Raw genomic sequence first — 22320 nt, 5'->3', positions numbered from 1 at the left:
AGGGGTGCTTGACATCCCCGGTTCCTGGCCGCCAGGGGCATACCCTCCCTGATCACCCGGGGCAGGACGGCCGGGGCGCTCTCCGCAGGGCCGGGAGCGGATGAGTAGGGTCGGCCCGTGTCCCTGTGGGGACGGGGTCGGGCCGGGGCGCATGAGGGCGAGGAGGTCGACGTGGGCGGGAGCTTCGCGGCCGAAGCCCTCTGGGGCGCCGCTGCCGGTGCGGTGGTCGCCGTCGGGCTCCTGGCGGTGTCGTTCGTCGGCGGGGCGCGGTCGGCGGGGAAAGGCGCTCTTGCCCTCGCCGGCCTGGCGGGCACCGCTGTCAGTTGCGCCATCGTCGGCGAGATCGTCCTGCCGGCGTCCGCCCTCTGGTCGGTGCCGGTCTTCAACGGACTGATGGGCGCCGCCCCGGTCCTGTTCGTGGCGGCGTGGCTGCGGGTGCTGGTCGGATCCTGGCGGCGCCACTGTGAACCCCTTCTGGGGCTCACGGTCGGGTCTCTGATGCTCGTCCCGGTCTGCCTCGTCCCGGGCGGCGTGATGTGGATGGTGCTCGGAGGCGCCCCCGGATTCGTCCTCGCGGCGTTCTCTGCCGGGGGTATCGCGGTCCAGGTCAAGCGGTGGTTCGCCCATCCCTGTGTCGGAGGGGCCGTCGGATTCGCCGTCGGCCTGTCGGTAGGGCCGGTCCTGCTGGTCCCCGCTGTCCTGGCGTCGGTCGGCCTGGTCGGGGGACTGCTCGCGCTCTTCCAGGGAGACCTCCCTGGTCTGGTGATCTGAGGCGTTCCGGGCCTGTCTCCTGTGAACTGGGGGCGGTGGGCGGTCTCCAGAGGGGCGCTACGTCATCGTCCTTCTCTGTGCTGAAACGTGGTGTGAACGCATCCGCTCACCTGTGGCGGGCTCTGAACGGTGATCACCGCGCCCCTGTCGTGTCGATGGCCGGCTGAGGCGCCGCCCTGGGCATCGGTGCCGTAGCGCTCATGGCGACGCCGCCGGGTTCCGGCATGCGGGAGGGCGATGGGGGGACACAGGGGGACTGTCTGGTTGGTACACATGTCGCTCCTCAATGAAATGTGAGCGTTCTGTTGACATAGCTTTCTATGTTTGCTGTCATGTTCACATCCGCGCCTCCGGAGTTCGGGGGGCAAGCGCACGCAAGGAGTGGACGGCATGCAGGCGACACCGAAACAGGGCGGACGCGGCTGGCTCTATGGCTGCCTCGGATGCGGAGGACTCGCTCTGCTCCTCCTGGTGGTCATGGTCGGGTGCGGCGCGTTGCTCGCCGGTGGCGACGGCGACGGCGGCTCGACGGGCGGCGGCTCCCCGGACCCGGCGGGCGAGACCGGTTCCGACGCCGGGGGCGGCGGCGAGGGGGCCGGTGAAGGCGGGGACTCGGGCGGCGGCGCCGACGGCACCACCGTCGGCCTCGGCGAACCCGGGACCGCCGCCGACTGGACGGTGACCGTCCACGGCATCGAGACCTCGCCCACCTACGGCGACGAGGTCCTGGAGGAGCAGGCCCAGGGCGAGTTCGCCATCGTGTCGATGACGGTCTCCAACGAGGGCGACGAGGCGGTCACCTTCGACTCCTCGGCGGTCACCCTCCGGGACGCCGACGGCAAGGAGTACAGCTCGCAGACGGTGCTCGGCTCCGACTCGCTCTTCCTGGAGCAGATCAACCCGGGCAACAGTGCCGAGGGCGAGGCCGTCGTGGACGTGCCCGAAGGCACCGAGATCACCCAGGTCGTCATCGAGGACGTCTGGTCCTTCACCTCCGACCCCCTGGTCGTCGAGGTCTCCTGACCCCGGCCGGCCGCCGGGGAGGCGCCGGTCCACAGATAGAGAGAACCCCCATGTACCTGGAACGACTCCACATCAAGGGCTTCCGTTCGTTCAGCGACGGTGAGGTCGTCCTCCGGCCCGGCGTCACCGTACTGCTCGGCGAGAACAATGCCGGGAAGTCCAACGCCATGGACGCCGTCCGACTGCTCACCCTGCCGCTCGACGGGCGCAAGGACCGTTACTTCGAGCGGGAGGACCTGCACCGCGACGGATGCGGCGCTACGCACCGACCGGACTGCCGCACCTCGATCGAGCTGTCCGCGTACTACGCCGGTGAGAGCGGCAACGAACTGGCGCTGTTCGACCAGGCCCTCAACGCGGACGGGCGGACCATCAGTCACCACGTCGCCTACACCCCGCCGTCCGCAGGCCGGAACACGGGACGGACGGTGTGGCGTGCGGGGGACACCGCTACCGCCGACGCCGACCCCGAGCCGCAGTCGCGCGGGCGCATCCGCCACGTCTACCTCCCGCCCCTCCGGGACGCCCAGCGGGAGCTCGCCTCGGGGCGCAATACCCGACTCCAGCAGGTCGTCGAGCAGGTGATCGCCGATGAGGAGGAGCGGAAGCTGCTGATCGGCGGGGTCGGTGAACGCCTCGCCGAGTTCGAGGACAAGCCGCCGCTCAACGGGGTGGTCGACGCGATCGGGAGGAACCTCGGGCCGCTGACCGAGGCCGCCAGCCGCCAGGCCGCCGGGATCGGCTTCGCCGAACCGACGCTCACCTCGATCGCGCGCTCCTTGCGCTTGCGCATCGAAGAGGAGGGGCTGGACGTCAGGGACCTGGCCTCCACCGGTCTCGGCTACGCGAACCTGCTGTTCATGGCGACCGTCCTGACCCAGCTCGAAAGCGCGGACGAAGCCGACCTGACCCTGCTGCTGGTGGAGGAGCCGGAGGCGCACCTGCACCCGCAGCTGCAGAACTCCCTGATGGCCTTCCTGCAGGAGAAGGCGGAAGAGAGCCGGGCGCCTCAGAACCGAGGGGACTTCCTCGGGCACGTGCAGGTGGTCGTGACGACGCACTCGCCCCACATCGCGACCGCCGTCGCCCCGGAGGATCTGGTGGTCCTGCACCGTGCACCGGTCGAAGCACGGCCCGACCTGGGCGTGGACACCGCCGCCGCCTTGGGGGAAGGGGACGCGCCTGCGGAGAGGGCCGCGGCGCCCGATCACCGGACGGCCGCGGTCCCGGTGGCAAAGCTCGGCCTCGCGAAGCGAGAGGCCGAGAAAATCGGCCGGTACCTCGACGCCCGGCGGAACACCATGCTCTTCGGCCCCAGGGTCCTTCTGGTCGAAGGGATCTCGGACGCGCTGCTGATCTCGCACCTTGCGGAGCGCACCCTGCGAGGGCCTGCGTGGCGCCGGTACAAGGGGACCGCGCTGGTGCCCATCGACGGCACCGACTTCGTGCCCTACCTGAAGATCCTGCTGAATCCGGCCCCGGAGACCGGTATGCGGATCGCCCGGAGGGTCGCGGTGGTCACCGACGGCGACGGGACCCGGAAGCGGGCGGGGGACCTCACCGCGATGATCGCCGGGTGCGGGGCCGGCGCCGTCGCGCGTGTCTTCACCAGCGCGACGACCCTCGAACCCGAGGTGCTTCAGGCTGATTCCCGCAACGCGGACCTGTTCTGGAAGGCCTGGGAGCTGCAACGGCCCCGGGCGTTCCGCAAGGACATGGACCGGGTGCTGGCCGCCGCGCCCGCTGAGCGGGCCGAAGCGGTGAAGAAGACCGTTTCGCACGCTGACCTCAACAAGGGCGACTTCATGCAGGACCTGTGCGCCCTGTCCGCCGAGCGGATCGAGCGCGGCGAGGACGGGCTGACCGTTCCCGAGTACCTGCACGATGCCCTCGCCTGGATCGTGGAGGAGGGGGAGCGCGATGACAGCGGTCGATGACGGCCTGGACGTTCTCCGAGCGGAGGCCCTGGAGGAGCAGCGGCGCGCCATCGCCGTCGACACGCGGCCGGGGGAGCCCGTCTACCTCGAAGCCTGCCCCGGCGCGGGCAAGACGCGGGTGATCGTCGAACGGCATCTGACCCGGCCGCTGTCCCCGCGTACGGGACGGGCGGTCGTCTCCTTCACACGTGTGGCCGGTGCCGAGATCCGCAGGCGGTGCGAGGCGGCCGAACGCCCGGATCTCGTCGGGCCGCCGCACTTCGTCGGGACCTTGGACACCTTCATCTGGCGCCACCTCGTGCGCCCCCACCTTCCGCGCCCCGCCACCGACGGCCGGACCTGGAAGCGTTTGGAGTCGTGGTGGGAGCACCCGGCTGCCAGGAACGGCGCCGTGACCCTCGACGACTTCCGGTTCGACCTGGACGGGTGGACCGGTCTCCACATCGGTCGTGCACACCTGGTCAAAAGCCTCGGGGCCGGTGAAGGCGGGCCGTCGCAGGGAGTCCTGGAGGCGTGGGCCTCGTCGACGCTGCTCGAGCTGTACGGCCAGGGGTACATCACCGGTGACCTCCTGAGGGACATGGCGCTGAAGAACCTCGAAACCGCGGGGACGGGCGAGCGCATCGCCGACCTGCTGACGGCACGCTTCGGCGAACTCATCGTGGACGAGGCGCAGGACTGCTCCGCCCCCGATGAAGGGATCCTGGCGCGGCTGGCCGCTGCGGGCCTGCCGATGCTGCTCGTGCGCGACCCCGACCAGGCCATCTATGCCTTCCGTGAGGCGCGCTGGCCTGACAGGGGGACGAGGGCGACACGGGGCGCGCTTCCTCCGGGGGACACCGTCCGCCTGACCAGCAATTGGCGGAGCTCGCAGGTGGTCTGCGACCTCGCGGCCACTCTGCGGACCGGGGGCCGTGCGCCTGACTCGGCGGTGGGTGCCGCCTGCGGGGCTGCGGCGCCGGTCCTGCTGATCGAGGTCGGAAGGGGACGGAAGCAGGACGCGGTGGCGGCATTCGCCGAGAAAGCGGAACGCCTCGGGATCGTGCCCGGTGAGCGGGCGATTCTCGCCTACAACCGGCGCACGCTTCCGTCCGGCCAGGTCGGCGCGGGGCCCCTGCCGAAGGGCAGGGCCGTGCTGGCGCGGCTGGCGTGGGCGACCGCGGTGCTTCGTGCCCCTTCGGCCCCGAAACGGCAGTGCGCGCAGGCATGGACCGTGCTGGAGGAGGCGGTCCTGGAGTACTGGCTCGGCGGCTGCGGCCTCCCGGTCTCCGAGGCCGCCGAGGGACAGGGGGTCGACGGTGGTGCACTGCGACGTTCCGCCGCCCGTGTTCTGGCCGCTCTTCCACCCCTGACGGTCACCGCGCAGGAGTGGAAGAGCGGGGCGCTCACGGCCTTCAACCGCAATCCTCCGGCGGACGGGCTGTCGGCTCCCCACGTCCCCACGTGGCGCTGCCCCTCCCCGAAGAGCGGGCCGATATGGGAGGTCGCCGACCTTCCGGGCGCCCAGTACGTGACGGGCGCCGTGGCGCGCGTGTGCTCTGTCCACGACATGAAGGGGGAAGAGGCCGACGCGGTTCTCGTCTTCGTTCCCCAGCGGCGCAGCCCGGCGGGCGACGGGCCCGCACGCACGCACATCGTGGACATGTGGACCTCCGCGCCCTCTCCGGGGAACCCGAGGACCCTCTCGCCTGACGACGCTGAGACCCTGCGCGTCTACTACGTCGCGGTGACACGGGCTCGTCGGCTACTGGCCTTGGCCCTCCCGCCCCGGGAGCTGGGCCGAATGCGCACCTTCTTGGAAGCGCGGGGCATCCCCGTCGTGTCGAACGTCGCGGAGGGCGAGGAGCAGTTGGCCATGCGGTTCCCCTAGGCGCTTCCACAGCACAGGGCTCCATCAGGAGATCGCCCACCGGTGCGTCACATCCAAGACAAGTGTGTTTGCTCAGCTAACGCTGAGTTCCATGAGAAGTGTTGCCACGTGCACGGAACGAGGAGGTCTGCATGGCTGTACAAGAGATCGCCCTGGCGGCGGCCAACGGCCTGGTCGCGGCGATGGTCGCCGACGGGTGGGAGCAGGTCCAGGCGAGGTGTGCGGCGCTGTTCAAGCGGCACGCGCCGGACCACGAGGACGCCGCTCTCGCGCACCTCGAAAGCTGTCGGGACGTCGTGGCCGTGACGGAGGAGTCCGAGAAGGAGAGGGCGGCGTCCGTCTTCGCGCCCCTGATCGCCGGTGACCTGGCGAAGGTCGCGGAGGTCTCGTCCGAGGCGGCCAAGGAGGTCAAGAGCCTCGGCGGGGCCGTGTCCGGCGACGGCGTCGTGAACAGCCGGAACACCTTCAAGGACATCCAGAGCAGCGGCGACTTCATCTGGAGCGGCCGCGACACCCACGTCACCAAGGAGGGGAAATGACGGAAGAGATCCAGGAGCGGCCTGATGCGCCCGGAGAAGGCGGCACCCACGCCGACGATCCCGGCACCGAACAGACCGGTGCGCCCGTCCAGATGCCCGCACGACCGGTGTTGGACGGGGTGACCGCCCGCGACGTCAACATCGCATACGGCGACAACCACATCACCAACTACACCACGGAGAAACCCTTCCTGAAGTCCCGTCCCGTCCCCGGGGAGACCATCCCGGACGACGAGCTGTTCGTGGGGCCGGTGCCCCGGGTTCCTGAGGGGTGTGGGGTCCTCGTCCTTGTGGGGGAGCGCGGTAGCGGGCGCCGCACGGCCGGGCTCAAGGCGCTGGCGAGCGCCGTGGGCAGCGGGCGAGTCCGTGAGCTCCGCCTCGACTGGGACCGGCCCGACGCCGACAGGATCCCGTGCGACGCAGGCGCCGGCCTGCTTCTCGACCTCACAAGCGAGCCGGACAGGCTGCCTGAGGACTTCATGCGGGGCCTCGCCGCCTATGCCGAGCGGGCGCGGTCGCGGGACGCCCTGCTCGTCGTGACTGCGCCGTCCGACACATGGCGCGAGGCGCCGGACCTCTCCGGTCTCGTGGCGGTGGCCGTCCACGAGCGCCCGGATGCGGTCGAGGTCGCCCGGCGGCGGCTCGCTGCGGGCCCCGGCCCGGACCGTGAGTCCTGGCTGGAGGGCGGGAGCGTCTTCGCCGGCCAGTTGGCGATCGACGCCCCTCCCTCCCGCGCGGTGGAGTTCGCCGGGATCGTGCGGGACGCCGAAGGGCCGGACGACGGCGAGGCGCTCGAACGCTTCACCGGATGGACGCGCACCATCACGCAGTGGTTCGACGACGACCCCGGCCAGGAGGACAGGCGTGCCGAAGCCGAGAGGCGGGTACTGCGCACCGTCGCTTCCCTCCTCGACGGTGAGCCGGTCCGGGTCGTCCTCGGCGCGGTGGACGATCTCCTCGCCCGTCCCGAACTGCGCTGGCAGAAGCTCGAAGGAGGACCGTTCGCCGCCCCCAGCGACCGCAGGCGGTGCCAGGATGCCGACCTCGCCTATGAGGACGGGACCGTGTCCATCACGAAAGAGCACCCGGGGATCGCCCGCCCCCTTCTCCGCCATGTGTGGCGCGACAGCCCGGAGATCGCCGAAATCTTGGAGGACTGGCTCCCCGAGGTCACGAAGGAGAAGGGGGCGGCGGCCAAGAGCGTGCATCGCATCGCCCAGGCCCTTACCGATCTCGCCGCGGACCACGGGACCGGAGCGGTGCTCGGGATCGCCGAAAAGTGGCTCGACGGGAACGGGAAGCGCCACGCTGACGCGGCGGCCGGGCTCCTCGATGAGCTGTCCGTCCACCCGCACACCGGTGCTCAGGTCCGCAAGGAGCTCGCGAACTGGGCGAAGGGCGGGAGCAAGCCCGAGCGACAGCGGGCCGTCCTGGAGGCGTGCCGCCGCGTCTTCGGCCGTGAGTACACCAACGTCGCGCTCACCCGTGTCAGGTATGTCCTGGACAGTGCACCGAACGAGGACGTGCGGCGGAAGGCGCACGCCGTCCTGGCCGAGATGCTGCGCGAATCGGGCGACCCGCTGGCCGTCCTCGGTGCGGTGGTGGCCTGGGCCCTCAGCGGCGCGGAGGACCGTCCGAGCGGTTCCGCCTTCCTGGAGATGTTCACCGGTCCCGTTCCGGCCGCACCGAACAGCGGTCCGACGTCCGCGCAGGCCGTGCTCGCGTTGCAGGATGTCGAAGGCGCCAAGGCGCGGGAGCTGCTCCGGTCGGGATGGCGGTCCGTGTGGTTCGGCCCCGACTCCCTCCGGGGCATGGCCCATCGGGCCGCTGCGGAGTGGTGCGACGCCGTGGTCGGAGGGCACCTGCCCGAGGAGGCCGTGTTCGACGTCCTCCGCGGGGTCGTTGACGTCGAGGGGGCCACCTTGGGCGACATGACGCCCTTCATCGGCCGGGACCCGGTCCGTATGCGGCTCACACAGCGCTACATCGACAATGTGGACGCCTCCCGGAAGGCCCGGACCGACCGTGACCCGGGAACACCGGAGGTTCCGGCCGCATGATGTGGTTCCCGCGTCGGCGCGGAGCGGCGTCCCGAGGGCGGTTCCCCCACCGGTTCAGCACTTTCCCGGAGAGTGCCGACCGCGGCCTGTTCTTCCGCGCCGACATCGCCTACCGCTGGCGGCTCCTCGATGGTGGCGCCCGGCTGCTCCAGCCGGGCGCCGTCGCCCGGAGCCTGCTCGCCGACACCATCGCCGAGGCGGTGGCCCGGTTTCCGGCCCTGAGCGCCCAGGACGCACAAACGGCGGCACAGGGGCGGCTCAGCGAGGAGATCGAGGACGGCGATCACCTCGCTGTCGCCGGGGAGGTGCGCCTGCACCTGGACCCCGGCGTGGAGGCGGAGGCCCGGGAACGGGCCTCCGCCGCCCAGCGGGTGCGCATGCGCGAGGCCGCCGAGACCGCACGGCTGGAGGAGGTCAGGAACCGCTTCCTGCAACCGGATGTGGCCATGGCCTGGTGGTTGGAGAGATTCGCCGATGACGTCTTCACCGCACAGGATCCTGAGGACAAGGTCCGGTCGGCGGTCGGTGCGTTCCGCGAACTCGCTTCGGTCCTGCGAACCGGGGCGGGGCAGGAGGATCTCCGTGTCCCGCGGGGGATCCGTGCCCGGGTCGATGAGCTGCTGGCCGTGCTCGAAGACCCGCACCAGCGCTCTGCCGCGGTCGCTTTGCTGGAGATGCATCTCGACCTCATCCGACAAGGCGGAGCCGAGGTGAGGACACCCCGGGAGCGGTAATCTGACCCCGGTTGAGAACCGGAGGCGCCAACGCCCCGATACGCCTCCGTGCGCCCCCACTCACGTGAACACGGATGATCTGATTTGGCCTCTCAGCACTACGAACAGTTCGTTGCGAATCTCGACTATGCCCGCAACATGGTCGTCGGCGGGCGTGCGCTGGCCGGGATAAGAGGCGCGGCGGCGAATTACGGAGACCTGCAGCAGGCCCACCCGGAGGATCTGTTCCGAGCGGCCTGGTCACAGGGTGTTTCTGCCCTGGACCACTGGCTGCACGAGGAGATCGCCGAGCATGCCGTCGCCCTCCTCACCTCTCCCGAGCGCCCACTGCCCCGGCAGTTGGAGAAGCTCTCCCTCCGGGATTCCATTGCGGAGCGAAGGTCGGGGGATTCGGAGGTCACAGCGCTCTCCGAAGCCGTCAAAGACGCGATCCGGTATGTCACTTACCAGCGGAGCAGGAAGATCAGCGAAGGGCTCAAGCTCGTCACGGATCGTTCGTCGGACGAGATCTGGGAGCGTGTCGGCAAGAGCGAGAACCTGAGCATCGAGCGGGCCCGGACCAAGCAGGACGCCATCGTCGACCGGCGCAACCGCATCGCTCACCGGGCCGACCTCGCGGACGACGGTACGCGCAGTCCGATGTCCGCTGGGGAGGCCCAAGAGGCGCTTCGGTGGATCGCGCATGTCGCCGACCGCCTGCGGGGGATCTTCCCGGCCCGAGGCATCCCCCGGCGGGCTTGGGTGGTCCGCGCCGGGCGCAGGGACGTGAGTGAGAGCTGGTTCCTCGACGGCAGGCGCGTCGGTGGCGGCTTCAACGAGATCCCCGACCTGACGCCGGTGGACAGCCGCGAGCGCCTGCGCGAGGTGATCGCCGAGGCGCGCGACGGGGTCACTGAAGGCTTCATCGGCAACTTCGCCGGGCAGCTCTGGAGGCTGCGCGAGCTCATGTCGGTCGGTGATCTCGTTGTCCTCCCCGTCAAGTCGAAGAACGAGATCGCCATCGCCCGTATCCTCGGCGACTACGCCTACGACTCCGGTGCCCCGGAGAACCAGCGTCACCACCGTCGCGTCGAATGGCTGCGCACCGGAATCCCTCAGGAGGCCCTTGGGGCGGACCTCCAGAACTCGTTGCAGGCGATCACCACGATCTTCGAGCTCTACGACAACGACGCCGCCCGGCGCATCACTGAACTGGCCGCGTCCGGCACGGACCCCGGCCCGCGCGAAGCGGCCGACTGAACGGGGCCGTGCCGTGAGCGGCGCTTCCCTCCCAGGAAGCCGTCGCGCTTCCAGGGGGGCGGCGGGCCGGGTTCCGGTCAGCCCGTGGTCATGGCCGTGCGTTCCTTCCATGCCCGGGTGAACAGCTCGTGCAGGGGAACCGGAGGAAGGAGACGCCCGAAGGGGGCGGTCACCTCCTTGCTCCTCTCGCTCGCCAGGTACAGGTCGAGCTTGGCGGTCTCCAGCGGCAGCTCGGGGGCCTTCAGCTCGGTCCAGCCTCCCGGCAGGAACCCCGTGCGGCCCGCCCTCGGCCGCTTCTCCTCCACGATCGCTCCCAGTTCCGCGAGCCGTGCGCGCGCCTTCTTCAAGCGGGCGGTCGTCCAGCCGTTCCACCGCCGGATGTTCTTGTCGGTGGGGCGGGCCAGGGCCAGCAGTTGGAGGTACAGGGCGGCGGCGTCGGGGTCGGCCCCCAGCTCGTCGGCGGCCTCCTTCACCAGGGATGGGACGCTCAGGGCCGGATCGGCCTCGTAGCCCCCTGGCGGGACCGGGGTGGAGGCCGCCCGCTCGACCAAGCGCCCCAGACCCGTGCGTACCGCCAGGGCACGGCGGACCACCAGCGCCACCTCGTGCCAGCCGTGTTCTTCACACGCCTTCAGAGTCCGTTCCACGGCCTCCGGGTCGGCGAGGACGGACGGCCGCAGGAAGGGCCGTTGAACGGTGCGCCGCGCATCGACGAGAAGGAGCCCTCCGTCGTAGACGAGGGGGGCCTCACTCCGCTGTTCGGGGGCCGGATGCGGATGCACGGGATAGGTGTCCGGGCCGAACACCGCGGCGAGGTCCGCGGCGGAGCCCGCGAAGGACACCAGGTCCAGGGGCTGGAGCAGCTCCGGCTCCTCCAGGCGGGCGCACAGGCGCTTGTAGAGCCGGGGGACGCCGGCCACAGCCGGGTCGCCGACCGGGCGTTCCGTCAGAGCCCAGGAGAGGACCGCAGGCAGTGTGCTGAACAGGGTTTTCCTTACCGACCGACCGGGGCGGTCGTACTCGTCGTCCTCGTCAGCCGTACGGATCTCGGGACGCCGGCCGAAGCGGCCCGTCACCAGCTCGCAGCTCAGACCGCGGGTCTCGGTGCCGAACCGTGTGGGGGCGGCCAATTCGGAGGCCCACCGGTCGGAGAATCCGAGATCGCGTTCGAGCTGGTCGGCAACGTGTTCGATGACGGGGGCGCGGGTGCCGAGCACGTCGGCCCACACCGCAGCCATCCGCTCGGCCGCGGCCACGGGTCCGCCCGGCTGCCACAGCTCCGCCGGGTCGTCGGGGACCCCGGCCGCGAGCATGCGGAACCGCCCGTCCTCTCCGAGGGACGCGGTGGCGTTCTCGGCCTGGGCGGCGACGGACGTGCTCGCCTTGTAGGGGGCGGCGCGCAGCATCGCGCGGTGCTCGTCGAAGCGGTGGGAGTCGTCGGTGCCGAACTCGGCGCGCCTGGGGAGGCCGTCGAGGGCGAGGACCGCCAGGGCCCGCCGGACCCCCGTGTGCTCGATGAACACCCGAACCGCGTCCGGATCGGCGGACAGGCGCACATGCCCGTGCTCCTCTACCAGCCTGAGCAGCCGTCGGAGTCTATCGGCGCCGCCGCGGCCGATCTCGACCTCCTCGATACGGTGCGCCCCCTCGGGAGGAACGGCCCGGCCCGGTTGCACGAACCGGTATTCGCGTTCGGGATCGAGCGGGCGGCCCGGCTCCGGGGGCGGCGCCTCGGCCGGCCGCCCGTGCCCCCGCCGCTCGTCGCGGGCGGGGGCGGTCCCGGTCACGGCCGCTTCGCCCGCCGCGAGCAGGGGGGCCAGGGCCTTCCCGGAGGCCCGGCCGCGCCGCCACCGGCCGGGGGCGGCGAACGGTTGCTCGGCCCAGGTGCGCAGCAGCGCCTCTAGGGCGCCGCGCTCGGTGTCGGTCCCGACCCCCACGGCGAACCGGAGCGCGGCCGCGTCGATCCGTCCGAGCAGGGGGGACCAGTCCCGGGGTGGGACCGGCGGGCTGAGTCTGCGGACCTCGTCGTCGACTTCACCCCGGAACAGGGCTCCATCGGCGGCGATCGCGGTGAGCAGGGCAGGCTGCGCGGCCGAGGTGCCGCTGTAGGCCCCGAACTCGAGGGGCAGGAGCCCGCGCAGCGCCGGGAACAGCTCGGCGTCCGGTACCGCTGCGGGCGGGGTGACCGGCGCGCCCGAGCGGAGGAGGTCCACGCGGGAGGACAGCCCCTCGCGGATGCCCAGCACATGGGCGGCCCATCGCGCCGCCCAGACGACGCCGTCGGCCACCCGGTGGTCGGTGGCACCGGGAAGAACGCGGGCGATCGCGTCCCGGACCGCCGCCTCCTCATCGCCCGCCGGGGCCGTTCGGGCGGCGCCGATCAGCACCCGCGCCGCCTCCTCGTCGGCACCGCGCAGCGCCCGGGATGAGGCGGGGTCGGCGGGCACGAGGAAGTGCCAGAAGGCGGGCGGCGGGAACCACAGGTGGTCGTGGAGCTCGGGGTGGACCCCGCGCGGGGAGAGGCTCTCGCGGTCGTGCAGCGACCACACCTGCCACAGCAGGGTGTCCCCGTCGGCGGTGCGCGCGGCCAGCGGCCCGGTCCGCTCGGGGCCGACCCCACCCCTCTGGTCGAAGAGGACGAGGTCCGCACCGCCCTCGGGCATCCGGAGGATCGCCCAGGGCTCGTCCTTCGCCGATCCTCCGGCGACCTCGGCGCGTCGGCCGTCGATCCCCTCGATGACGAAGCGGCCGGCCGCCTGGAACCGGTCGGTCGAGTCCTGGGAGACGCGGAACCCGGAGAGGCCGTCCGCTGAACCGAGCGGTGATCCGGGAGCGCCGTCGGGCAGCCGGACCAGGCTCAATGCCCTCTCGGTCCACGCCCATCCGTCGGGTAGGTCTGCATCCCCGAAGAAGGAGGGCAGCGATGGTGTGCTCCGGTCACCGGTGACGGGGTCGACTTCGGCCCACCCCCACGGCTCGGGGCCGCCGTCGCGCAGGCTCCACAGGGTTGAGCCGTCGCTCATCTGCCTCGGTTCGCCGCCGATGCCGTGCCGGTCGCCGGGGCGCAGCAGGCGCTCGCCGTCGTGCCTGCCGCCTTCGGCCTCGAACTGGAAGCCGTAGGCGCCTTGGAGCCAGTCTCGGCACGGGGTCATGCTGTGCGTACGGTCCGGTGTGAACACCGTGTCCGGCGCACTCGCCCAGAAGGCCTGATACGCGACGGGGCCGTCCGCACCGTCGGTGGACAGCGCCCACCCGACGAGGAAGTCGCCGCCGGAGTAGTGCACGGAGATCCGGTGGGCGCCCTCGGGCAGGGAGAAGGCGCAGGCGCCGCGCCGGCCCCGGTGGTCGACGGCGACGGCGCCCGAGCGGGTGAAGACGGTCAGCACGGGCCAGGTCGCGGTGGCCCCCTTCACGGTGCCGCCGCCGAGCACTGGGTCGGCGAGGGCTTCTTCCAGAGCGGGCCAGCGCAGCTCGGCGGGGATCCCGGCGCGCAGGGTGCGGGCGAGCGGTGCCGCGAGATCGAGGGAGGACAGGTGTTCTTCGACCCCGTCCAATGCAGTGGCCGTGGGGCCGTCGAGCAGGCCGTCCAGCTCCTGGACGGCCTGGTGGGCAGAGCCGAGAGGGCCCTCGGCCGCCCGGCCGATCAGGTCGGTGACGCGGGCGCGCACGTGCGCCTCCACGCCGGGGGCGTCGGGCAGGCGGGTGATCGCGGTTCCCCCGCCGGTGCGCTGTCCGAACCCGGCCCGGTCCGGGGCGTGCGCGACGCGCTCCAGGCGCCCGCCCAGCACCGGATCGGCGGCCAGGGCTGCCAGATCGCGCCGACAGCCCCCGTGCCACAGGTGCAGGCGAACCTCAGGACCGGGGTCGTGCACGGGGATACCGGCGGCGAGGCACGCGTCGACCAGGTCGGCGTCGAAACAGGTGTGGTGGTACCGGGATTCGTGCAGCCGGACCGGGGCGTCCTCGGCGCGGATCCGTGCGGCGAGCCGGGGGAGCAGCGCGAACAGCTCCTCGGGCTTCCGCTGGTCGGTGACGCCGCCCCCGCCGGCGGTGACGAGGTTGTACTGCCGGGCGAACGCCGACAGCCATGCGGACAGCCCACCTTCGGGAACGAGACGCCCGTCGCCCATGCGCGCGAGCGTTCCCGCGTCTTCCAGCATCCGTAGCCAGGCGGCGCCGTCGGTGGCGGAAGTGGGGAAGAGGGCGGCCAGTGCGGCGTGCAGCTCGTCGGCGGGCGGCGTGGCGGCGAAGACGTCGGCTGCGGCGTCCAGGAGGCGGTCGGGGACGGCGGTGCCGCGGGCGTGCGCGAGCGCCTGGGCGAGGATGCGGGACTCTTCGTCGGCGCCGAGCCCGGCGCTCTTGACGGAGGCGCGGATCCGGGTGCGCAGGTCGGCTGGGGGCGCCGCGCCGCCGTGCGCCCAGGCCTCAAGGATCCGGACGAACAGTGCGTGCGCCTCGCTGCCGGGCACGTCGGCCGCCAAGCGCTTCTGCACGGCGGAGAGCTCCTTGGCGGGCAGCCCGCCGTAGCGGGCGAAGAGCGCGGCGGAGTCGGCGAGCTGAGCCGGATCGATGGTGAGACCGTTGCGTTTCTCGGCGTCGCGCGCTTTGGAGTAGGCGGTCCCGGCCTGTTGGGGAGCGTCTCGCAGCATCCGGTGCCCGACGGTCTCCCAGAATCGGGGGAGGTGTTCGGCCGGCAGGTCGCGGCAGAGGCGGGCCACGGCGCTGATCGCCGCCTTGGGTCTACTCCAGGAGCCGCGGATCTCGGAGCCCATTCGCGTGATGAGCGCGTCGGCCTGCTCCACCCGGGAGGGGTCGTGGGCCTTCACCCAGTCCAGGTAGAGGGTCGAGGCGTGGAGATTCGAGGGGAGTGGCGTCGGCATGGCGGAGAGTATCGCAGTCGCCACGGACACGACGCCGCGCCTCCATCGGGGCCCTGGGAGCCGGTGGCCGTAGGGAGGACCGGCCTCCGGTCGACCGAGGATGCCCGAGATCACTCCTCCGCTCATCCGGCGGGGGCGGATGCTCCCGCCCGGCGACGCCCGGGGCCTGCCTCGAGGCTGTCGGATTTGAGTTTTTGTGGGCCCTTCGTCTGGTTTTTTCGGGATGGGGAGCGGGCAAAAAGGGGGTCCATGAATGGTGAACGGGAGAGCTGAGTGCAGCGTGCCTCATTCGGCGCGGGTCATGGGGAACGCCGGCGAAGGCGGTTCGGTCGTCCCCGGGTGTGACTCGCTCCTGATCAGAGCCCATCTCGCGGGCATGGCCCAGGCGGAGATGCCCAGGCAGGGCGCAGCGTGCTCTCGGCCCGTCCCTGCTCAACCCGTGGGGGGATGGTCATGCAGGGAAACACGCAGGGAAATGCGAAATCGGGCGGTCGGGGCTGGCGGTACGTGCTCATCGGGTGCGGCGGGGCGGTCGTGCTCCTCCTGCTGATCGTGGTCGGCTGCAGCGCCTTCATGTTCGGAGGCGACGGCCCCTCGGACTCCCCGGCCACGGACGACGCCGATCAGGAGGAGGGGGCCGGAGGGGAAGGGGGCGAGGAGGACGCCGAGACCGTGGGTGTCGGGGACCCGGGGAGGGTCGCGGACTGGACGGTGACCGTCGACGGTGTCGAAGCGTCCCCGACCTACAGCGACGGTGTGACCGAGGAAGAGGCGCAGGGCGTGTTCGAGGTCGTGTCCCTGACGGTGACCAATGAGGGGGACGAGTCGGTCACTTTCGACTCTTCGGCCGTGGCCCTTCGCGATGCCGACGGCAAGGAGTACAGCTCTTCGACGACGCTCGGCTCGGACGCGCTCTACCTGGAGCAGATCAACCCTGGCAACTCGGCGTCGGGTGAGGTCGTGGTGGACGTGCCCGAGGACACGGAGATCACCGAGGTGGTCATCGAGGACGTCTTCTCCTTCGATGAGCCCTTGGTCATCGAGCTGGACTGAGTGGCTCGTGGCGAGACGTGCCGGATGAGGCGACGGGCGGGTTCAGGGGGAGGGTGCCGTCATCGTCCGTCAGCAGCGGACGGGCGCCCGCGGATGCCCTCCAGGAGGTAGGTGGTGCGGCGGTCGTAGGCGTCCCGGGGAGGGCGCTCGCCGTGCTTGAGGGCGAGGGCGGTGTCGACGACGAGTGCATGGAGGTCGCCCGCCGTGAACTCCGGCCGCAGTGCGCCGGAGGTGCGCGCCGCTGCGACGAGTTCGTCGTTGGCCTCGCTCCCGGCCCGGCAGATGTCCATGAGCCGCTGCGAGTGCGGATACGTCTGCAGGAGCACGTCGTTGACGGCGGGCCGGCGGTACTGGAGGTCCCGGAGCGCGGCGAGGTAGTAGGTGATCCGCTCGTCGATGTCGTCGATGGTCCGAGCGCGGTCGATGACGGCGAGCAGCTCCGCGGCGACGACCTCTTCGATGACGGCCTCGATGAGGCCGACCCGCCCGCCGAACCGGTTGAAGATCGTCGCCTTGCTCACCCCTGCCGCCTTGGCGACCTCCTCCAGTGGGACGCCCAGGCCCCGCCCTTGGAACGCGCCGATCGCGGCGGCACGGATCTGCTCGGAGTTGCGCCTGGCGTCGGCGCGCAGCCGGGATCCCGAATGCGCCGCACCGGCCATGCCCCTCACCCTCTCTCGCCGTCCCCCGGCATCGTAATTTGACTCCGTTGGTCAGCTTACCTACGGTCCTCGGCAGGAGAGAAGTTGACCGATACGGTCAACTTATAGTTCCGCCCGCCACCGATTCGGACACGGTGGGCACAGAGGGAGAGGCCGAGAACATGATCGTTGTCACCGGCGCCACCGGCGGGCTGGGCGGTGCCACCGTCGAGCACCTTCTCGCGCGCGTACCCGCCGACCGGATCGGCGTCAGTGTCCGCGACGCCGCCAAGGCGCAGCACTTCGCCGACCGCGGTGTGCGCGTGCGGCAGGGCTCCTACGAGGAACCGGCCGCGCTGCGCGACTCGTTCGCCGGTGCCGAGCAGGTCCTACTGGTGTCCGGCAACGACCCGGCCGCCGACATGGTCGAACTGCACCGCACGGCCATCGAAGCCGCCGTCGAGGCCGGCGTCCGGCGGATCCTCTACACGAGCCAGCAGGGCGCCGTCCCCGGCAACCCGTATCGGCCGTCGGAGATCCACATCCGCACCGAGGCGATGCTCAGCGACTCCGGTGTCGCCTGGACCGCCCTGCGCAACGGCGCCTACGGCCCGCTCGACCAGGTTCTCGGCCCGTGGCAGTGGACCGGCGAGATCGCCCTGCCGGAGGACGGGCCCGTCCCGTACACCGACCGTGCCGAGGTAGCGGAGGCCACGGCGGCCGTCCTCGCCGGTGCCCGCTCCTTCGACGGCCCCGTCACCTTCACCGCGCCGACCGCCGTCACCTTCGACGATCTCGCCGAGGCCGCCTCCGACCTCACCGGCCGCACCGTCAAGCGCGTCGTCCTGGACGACGAACAGTGGGTCGCCGATCAGGTCGCGACCGGCGTCCCGGAGCAGGCGGCCCGATTCATGCTCACCTGGTACCAGGCCGCCCGCGCCGGCTACTTCGCCGAAGCGGCCCCTCTGCTGGCCGAACTCCTCGGCCGCGAGCCCCGCACCGTGACCGACCGGCTTGCGGCCCAGATCGCCACGTGAAGATCCTTCTCGAACCCTCGATCGCTGATCCGGGCACGCCCGAGGGATGTGCAGTGGGCGCTTGGGGCGGATGAGGCGTACACCTTCCGCACGCTTCGCGACGAGGGAAGGAGACGCTCAGTAGTGGTGCCGACGATGAGCACCGTCGTCAGCAGCACTGCCAGAGGAACCTGCCCTCCCCCGTGTGCGGGTTGAGGAATGCGTAGCCGATACCCGCGTCCCCGAAGTTGATGGGGAAGGGAACGTCGCAGCTGTCGAGCTGAAGGGTGTGCTCCCAGGGGCCTGAGGTGGTCGGCGTCTCCTCCCCTTGGAGCCACTTCGGCGCCCCTCCCAGGAACGACGTGGAGGTCTCCTCGGAAGAGGCCGGGACCGCCAGGTGGTCGGGGCCGTGGGTGGGGCCGGTCGACAGGGGGCGGACATCGTACAAGGGGGCCGGGCGCCCCGGCTGGGCGAAGAAGGCGTTCTCTCCGGCGTCGGTTTCCCAGGTCCCCTCGATCAACCAGGCGTCCTCATCCTCGGTCATGAAGAGGTAGGCGAGCCGGGGCCGATCGTCGGGCAGGGCGATCTGGCCGATGAACCTCATCGGATTGCCCGTCGTGGCGGACAGCGGCCACGTCGGCTCTTCCAGCCACACGGGCTGCCCGCCGAGCTTGGTGACCGGTTCAAGGATCGGCGCCTCGGCCATGACGAATCGGAGGTACTGCTTGTCCACGGTCTGCTCTCGCCCGCTTTCTGAAGGTGGAACACGGTGTGTCCAGAGTTGTACCTCTCGTCGGTGACGGACGAGAGGGGCACGCAGGCGCAACCGATCCCTCGGCCGGGAACTAGGGGACCGGGGCCGCCGGGTTCGGTCACCCCGTAGGGAAGACCACGTCTGCGCGGTCGGCGACCGTCTTCTCGCTGTCGTCGAGGAGGGTGATTCGGCCGTCGCCGTAGCGGGCGGTCCAGCCTTCTCCCAGGTCGACCTCGCGCAGGCCCTCGCCTTGTGCCGGGGACCAGTCGTCGGCCTCGGGGTCCAAGGTGTAGGCCTCCGGTTCGACGGACGAGTCATAGATGCAGTAACCGTCGAACTCAGCCTCCGAGACGTAGTCAGAATCGGCCCCATAAGGCATGAAGACGGTCTTCGCCGTGCCCTCGTCGTCGAACCAGGCTGCGCTCAGGCTTCTGCTCGGGTCTGCCACCACCTCGGCCTGCGCCGTCCCGTCGGTGAAGTCCACTACGCGCACGGGACCCACCTTGGCGCACGGTGAGGTGGACACTCCGTAGGAGTGCGTGGCCACCACACCGCGGGTACCGTCCGGACTCACCGCGACGACCACCTCCTCGTTGAATTGGACGCTCCCGGTGTCCACGACGTGCCGGGCCTCTTCGAGGGAGACGATTTCGTACAAGGCGGTATGGAAGGGGTCGCCCGGGTCGTCCCTGACATGGGCGTAGAGCCGCTGCTCGCCTCCGCTCCACATGGGTGTGAGCTCGATGTCGGGGGAGGTGTCCCCCGGCGGGCCGTCGGGGATCTGGGGGAGGTCGCGGCCAGTCGGGTCGCCGCCGTCCTCGGGGTAGACGAGCAGATCGTCCTCCCAGCCCGAGGAGACGAGTGTGTCTCCGAGGAACGCGATGGTGCACCATTCGCAGGTCCAGGTGCGATCCTCGCCGCCGGTCAGGTCACGCAGGTGGACGGTCCACCCGTCGGCGGGCACTCCCACGTCCTCCAGTTCCAACCACGCGATCTTGGTGCCGTCGGCCGACCAGGCCACCGACCCGGGGGCCACCTCTTCTTCGAGGACCTCCACCTCTCCGCCAGGGGCGGTGACGGCCTTGAGCCGTCCGCCGTCGTTCCACGCCACCGGACGGAAGGCCGCGGCCGCGCCCGTGGCCTCGGCGCAGGCGCGGCGGTTGGCCGCGTCCTGCGGGGCGGTGGTGCTGATGCACACGGTCAGGGCCGCGTCGGCCCGGACCGTGCAGGACTCGGCCCCCGGACCCTCCTCGCACCCCCAGTACAGGAACGAGACGCCCTCCGGCAGCGGCGCATCGGGGTCGACCTCGATCGGACCGGTCTCCCCCTTCGCCGAGTCGACCACGGTGGTGCAGTCGGTGGCGCCGTCGCCGACCGCGCAGTCCTCGCCCGGCTCACCCGGCATGGCGACCTCGGCCGCCGCGGTCGCCACCATGACGCTGACCGGGACGGTGTCGGACGTGAGGACCTGCTGGCCCAGCACCACCCCGCCGGCGGTGACCGCGGCCAGCCCTCCGCCGACCGCGAGTTTGGCGGTGATCCCGGCCCCGGCCTTGCCTGCGGTTCCGGTGCCGGTGGAGACGACCGTGGACGTGACCGAGCCCCCGGGGTCGGCCGCTCCCGCGACCTCGGTCGCCAGGCCGCCCGACTGGTGGACGGCCTCGCCCACCGCCTCGCCGCCGCCGGGCGGGGCCGCACCCGCGTCGGCCGTCGGCGGTGCGCCCTCCGTGCCGGACGCCCCCGGGTCGGCGCCCGCATCGAGGCCCGGGCCGACGCCGTCCGCGCCGGAACCGGCGTCCGCGCCCTCCGGGCCGCACAGCTCGGCGCCCTCCTCGGCGTCGCGCACTGCGGCCTCGTCGCCCATCTCCCGCCACAGCGCCGCGGCCGCGGCGAACCCCGCCGCGGCGGCCGCGCGCCGACCGGTGACCAGGCTGCGCACGCCCTCCTCGTGCAGGAAGTAGGCCACGGCCCGGCTGTCCCGGGCCCGTTCGGCGGCGGCGTGCCCGCGTCCGACCAGCCGCCCCCACGCCCCCAGGTTCAGCGAGCAGGCGATGGGCGGCGCTGCGGCGCGTGCCAGCCGGACCCCCGCCTCGGCGGAGCCGGCGCGGTCCAGGGCGTCGACGGTGCGTGAGATCAGGCCTTCGGCGCGGGCGGTCTCCTCTGCGGGGCGGCCCGGGGCCGTCACCCAGTGGACCAGGCGCTCTGCGACGGCGGTGAGCTCCGCACCGGAGGGCGGCGCGACCCCCTCCGCCGTGCCGCCCAGGTCCGGGGCGATGCGGTGCCCTTGACCGGTGGGGACCGCGATGCCCAGCCGTTCCAGGTGTTCGCACGCCGCCGTCGCGTCGGTCCCCGGCGGTGCGGCCGCAGAGAGCAGGGCAGGGTCCGCACCGGGTGGGCCCGCGAGTGCGAGCAGGGACGCGACGGCACGCTCGTCCGCCTCCAAGGACTCCACGACCCGGGGCAGGAGGTCGGGCAGTTCCGCCGGCGCGAGCAGCCTTCCGTGCTCCGCGCAGAGCAGCAGCTGCCGGGGGCGCCCCGACGTGACCTGTACCAGCTCGTCGGCCAGGGCCTGCTCGGACTCGTCCAAGGGGTGCCCCACGCTGCGGGCGAGCAGGGCGAGCGCGTCGGCGTGGCCGAGCCCCTCCAAGGGGAGCACGCTGCCGTGGGACCACAGGGTGCGCCGGGTGGAGGAGAGCAGGACGGTGGACTCGGGGAGGGCGTCCAGCACCGCGTCCAGGTCCTCGCGGGGGCACTCCAGGTCGTCGAGGATCAGGGTGGCGCCGACGTCGGCCATGAAGCGGCGCAGCTCGGTGCGGCCCGGCCGGTACCCGGGCGCGTCGTAGCAGGCGGCGAAGACCTCGTGCAGGACGTCGGAGGCCTCCTGCCCGGCCGCGTCGATGAAGACCACCGAGCCCCGGTCGGCCTGCGCCCGGTGGGCGCACATCCGCAGGAGCGTGCTCTTGCCGGTGCCAGAGGGGCCGTACACCTGGACCGCGCCGTCCTCGTCCAGGGCGCGTGCGACGGCCTCCGACTCGGCGTCGCGGCCCAGCGCGCCGCGCACGCGTCGCGGCAGCAGCCGGACGTCGTCCCGGCGCCTGACCTCCGGCCGCCGCCCCGGCTGGCGGACCGTGATGTGGGACCGCTCGGCGGTGACGACCACGTTGTGGTCGCCGACGACCAGGTTCCCGGTGACACTTCCCGCCACCTCGACCCAGTTGCCCGCGCCGCTCCCGTCGTAGGGCGCCGTCACTCCCCGGCCCCGCCTTCTCCGCCGAAGTGGCGGGAGAACTCGGCGGCCACGGCGTCGCCCGCGTGCTCGACGAGCCCCCCGACGAACGGGTGCACGATCAGCGTGGTGACGGCACCGGCGAGCGTCGGCAGGTGCTTGGCGAACCACCTGCGCACGTACACCATGGTCGAGACCTCGGGCTCCTCGGCGGTGACGGCCTCTTCGAGTTCGTCGATCCGTTCGCGGGCGGCGGTGTGCGTCCGGTCCCGGGCCTCCTGGTCGATCCGCTCGCGCAGGGCGGCGAACCCGGCGCGCAGCGACTCCAGGCCGGCGTCCGCGGCCTCCGAGGCGTCCTCGGGTGCGCCGTGGACCGCGACGACGACGTTGTCGTCGCCGACGACCATCTGACCGGAGACGTCGCGGGTCCGCACCCGGTACCGTTTCCCCGTCCCCTTTTCGCCCATGGCCACCCCTTTTGCCGGAATTCAACCCGCCAGTATTGGGATGATAACGAGGTGAAGTGCGACGGAGGTGCCCGTTTTCGATAAAAGAATGAGTACGTTTGTCCGCCCCC

At 71.8% G+C, this 22320-nt stretch carries 15 protein-coding genes; 10 read left to right on the top strand and 5 right to left on the bottom strand.

The features are described 5' to 3' along the window. Positions 1-117: 117 nt before the first annotated feature. From C892_RS0110090 to C892_RS0110055, 8 genes are all read left to right on the top strand, one after another. Entirely contained in the window at positions 118-771 is a 654-nt protein-coding gene (locus C892_RS0110090) for a hypothetical protein (RefSeq protein WP_017557078.1), read from the top strand. A gap of 390 nt (positions 772-1161) precedes the next feature. Then, positions 1162-1794: a DUF4352 domain-containing protein gene (locus tag C892_RS0110085; RefSeq protein WP_083934348.1), complete on the top strand. Its 633-nt coding sequence runs from the start codon at positions 1162-1164 to the stop codon at positions 1792-1794. 50 nt (positions 1795-1844) lie between these two features. Beyond that, positions 1845-3731, top strand: coding sequence for an ATP-dependent nuclease (locus C892_RS28730; protein WP_017557076.1), 1887 nt, complete (start codon positions 1845-1847; stop codon positions 3729-3731). Next, a complete protein-coding gene (locus tag C892_RS0110075) occupies positions 3715-5601 on the top strand; it encodes a UvrD-helicase domain-containing protein (protein ID WP_017557075.1) in 1887 nt (628 codons plus the stop codon). Before C892_RS28730 ends, C892_RS0110075 begins: the two co-directional genes overlap by 17 nt. A gap of 131 nt (positions 5602-5732) precedes the next feature. Further along, on the top strand, positions 5733-6140 hold the full coding sequence (locus C892_RS0110070) for a hypothetical protein (RefSeq protein ID WP_017557074.1): 408 nt from the start codon (positions 5733-5735) through the stop codon (positions 6138-6140). Next, positions 6137-8200, top strand: coding sequence for a hypothetical protein (locus tag C892_RS0110065; RefSeq protein WP_017557073.1), 2064 nt, complete (start codon positions 6137-6139; stop codon positions 8198-8200). Before C892_RS0110070 ends, C892_RS0110065 begins: the two co-directional genes overlap by 4 nt. Next, positions 8197-8934, top strand: coding sequence for a hypothetical protein (locus C892_RS0110060; protein WP_017557072.1), 738 nt, complete (start codon positions 8197-8199; stop codon positions 8932-8934). The genes C892_RS0110065 and C892_RS0110060 overlap by 4 nt, the downstream gene beginning before the upstream one ends. A gap of 84 nt (positions 8935-9018) precedes the next feature. Next, complete coding sequence (locus C892_RS0110055) at positions 9019-10173, top strand: restriction endonuclease (protein ID WP_017557071.1); 1155 nt, start codon at positions 9019-9021, stop codon at positions 10171-10173. 77 nt (positions 10174-10250) lie between these two features. Here C892_RS0110055 and C892_RS0110050 read toward each other — a convergent pair whose 3' ends face one another. Beyond that, the gene (locus tag C892_RS0110050) at positions 10251-15053 is read right to left on the bottom strand and encodes a hypothetical protein (protein WP_017557070.1); all 4803 of its coding nucleotides are present in this window, start codon (positions 15051-15053) and stop codon (positions 10251-10253) included. A gap of 507 nt (positions 15054-15560) precedes the next feature. Between C892_RS0110050 and C892_RS0110045 the strand changes: the two genes are divergently transcribed. Beyond that, complete coding sequence (locus C892_RS0110045) at positions 15561-16106, top strand: DUF4352 domain-containing protein (RefSeq protein WP_017557069.1); 546 nt, start codon at positions 15561-15563, stop codon at positions 16104-16106. A gap of 59 nt (positions 16107-16165) precedes the next feature. Here C892_RS0110045 and C892_RS0110040 read toward each other — a convergent pair whose 3' ends face one another. After that, positions 16166-16768, bottom strand: coding sequence for a TetR/AcrR family transcriptional regulator (locus tag C892_RS0110040; RefSeq protein WP_017557068.1), 603 nt, complete (start codon positions 16766-16768; stop codon positions 16166-16168). Positions 16769-16929: 161 nt separating this feature from the next. On the opposite strand from C892_RS0110040, the gene C892_RS0110035 reads away from it, so the two are divergent. Further along, entirely contained in the window at positions 16930-17784 is an 855-nt protein-coding gene (locus C892_RS0110035) for an NAD(P)H-binding protein (RefSeq protein WP_017557067.1), read from the top strand. 148 nt (positions 17785-17932) lie between these two features. On the opposite strand, the gene C892_RS0110030 is transcribed toward C892_RS0110035, so the two are convergent. The 3 genes from C892_RS0110030 to C892_RS0110020 all read right to left on the bottom strand — a co-directional run bounded on the left by C892_RS0110030 (position 17933) and on the right by C892_RS0110020 (position 22177). Further along, positions 17933-18496: a YwqG family protein gene (locus C892_RS0110030; protein ID WP_017557066.1), complete on the bottom strand. Its 564-nt coding sequence runs from the start codon at positions 18494-18496 to the stop codon at positions 17933-17935. Between the two features lie 139 nt (positions 18497-18635). Then, positions 18636-21767 carry an AAA family ATPase gene (locus tag C892_RS0110025; protein WP_026124273.1) on the bottom strand — a complete coding sequence of 1044 codons (3132 nt, stop codon included), beginning with the start codon at positions 21765-21767 and terminating at the stop codon, positions 18636-18638. Continuing rightward, positions 21764-22177 (bottom strand): hypothetical protein, encoded by a 414-nt coding sequence (locus C892_RS0110020; protein ID WP_017557065.1) that lies wholly within the window; start codon positions 22175-22177, stop codon positions 21764-21766. Before C892_RS0110020 ends, C892_RS0110025 begins: the two co-directional genes overlap by 4 nt. Between the last annotated feature and the right edge of the window lie 143 nt (positions 22178-22320).

Source organism: Nocardiopsis baichengensis YIM 90130 (genome assembly GCF_000341205.1).
GTDB lineage: Bacteria > Actinomycetota > Actinomycetes > Streptosporangiales > Streptosporangiaceae > Nocardiopsis_A > Nocardiopsis_A halophila.
Note: the sequence above shows the minus strand (reverse complement) of the source record. Positions and strands in the feature narration are given on the sequence as shown.

What these genes read in the sequence shown, in the direction of transcription:
- C892_RS0110085 (WP_083934348.1), top strand. Translation starts at nt 1,162, where the DNA reads ATGCAGGCGACACCGAAACAGGGCGGACGCGGCTGGCTCTATGGCTGC.
- C892_RS28730 (WP_017557076.1), top strand. Translation starts at nt 1,845, where the DNA reads ATGTACCTGGAACGACTCCACATCAAGGGCTTCCGTTCGTTCAGCGAC.
- C892_RS0110075 (WP_017557075.1), top strand. Translation starts at nt 3,715, where the DNA reads ATGACAGCGGTCGATGACGGCCTGGACGTTCTCCGAGCGGAGGCCCTG.
- C892_RS0110070 (WP_017557074.1), top strand. Translation starts at nt 5,733, where the DNA reads ATGGCTGTACAAGAGATCGCCCTGGCGGCGGCCAACGGCCTGGTCGCG.
- C892_RS0110065 (WP_017557073.1), top strand. Translation starts at nt 6,137, where the DNA reads ATGACGGAAGAGATCCAGGAGCGGCCTGATGCGCCCGGAGAAGGCGGC.
- C892_RS0110060 (WP_017557072.1), top strand. Translation starts at nt 8,197, where the DNA reads ATGATGTGGTTCCCGCGTCGGCGCGGAGCGGCGTCCCGAGGGCGGTTC.
- C892_RS0110050 (WP_017557070.1), bottom strand. Translation starts at nt 15,053, where the DNA reads ATGCCGACGCCACTCCCCTCGAATCTCCACGCCTCGACCCTCTACCTG.
- C892_RS0110040 (WP_017557068.1), bottom strand. Translation starts at nt 16,768, where the DNA reads ATGGCCGGTGCGGCGCATTCGGGATCCCGGCTGCGCGCCGACGCCAGG.
- C892_RS0110035 (WP_017557067.1), top strand. Translation starts at nt 16,930, where the DNA reads ATGATCGTTGTCACCGGCGCCACCGGCGGGCTGGGCGGTGCCACCGTC.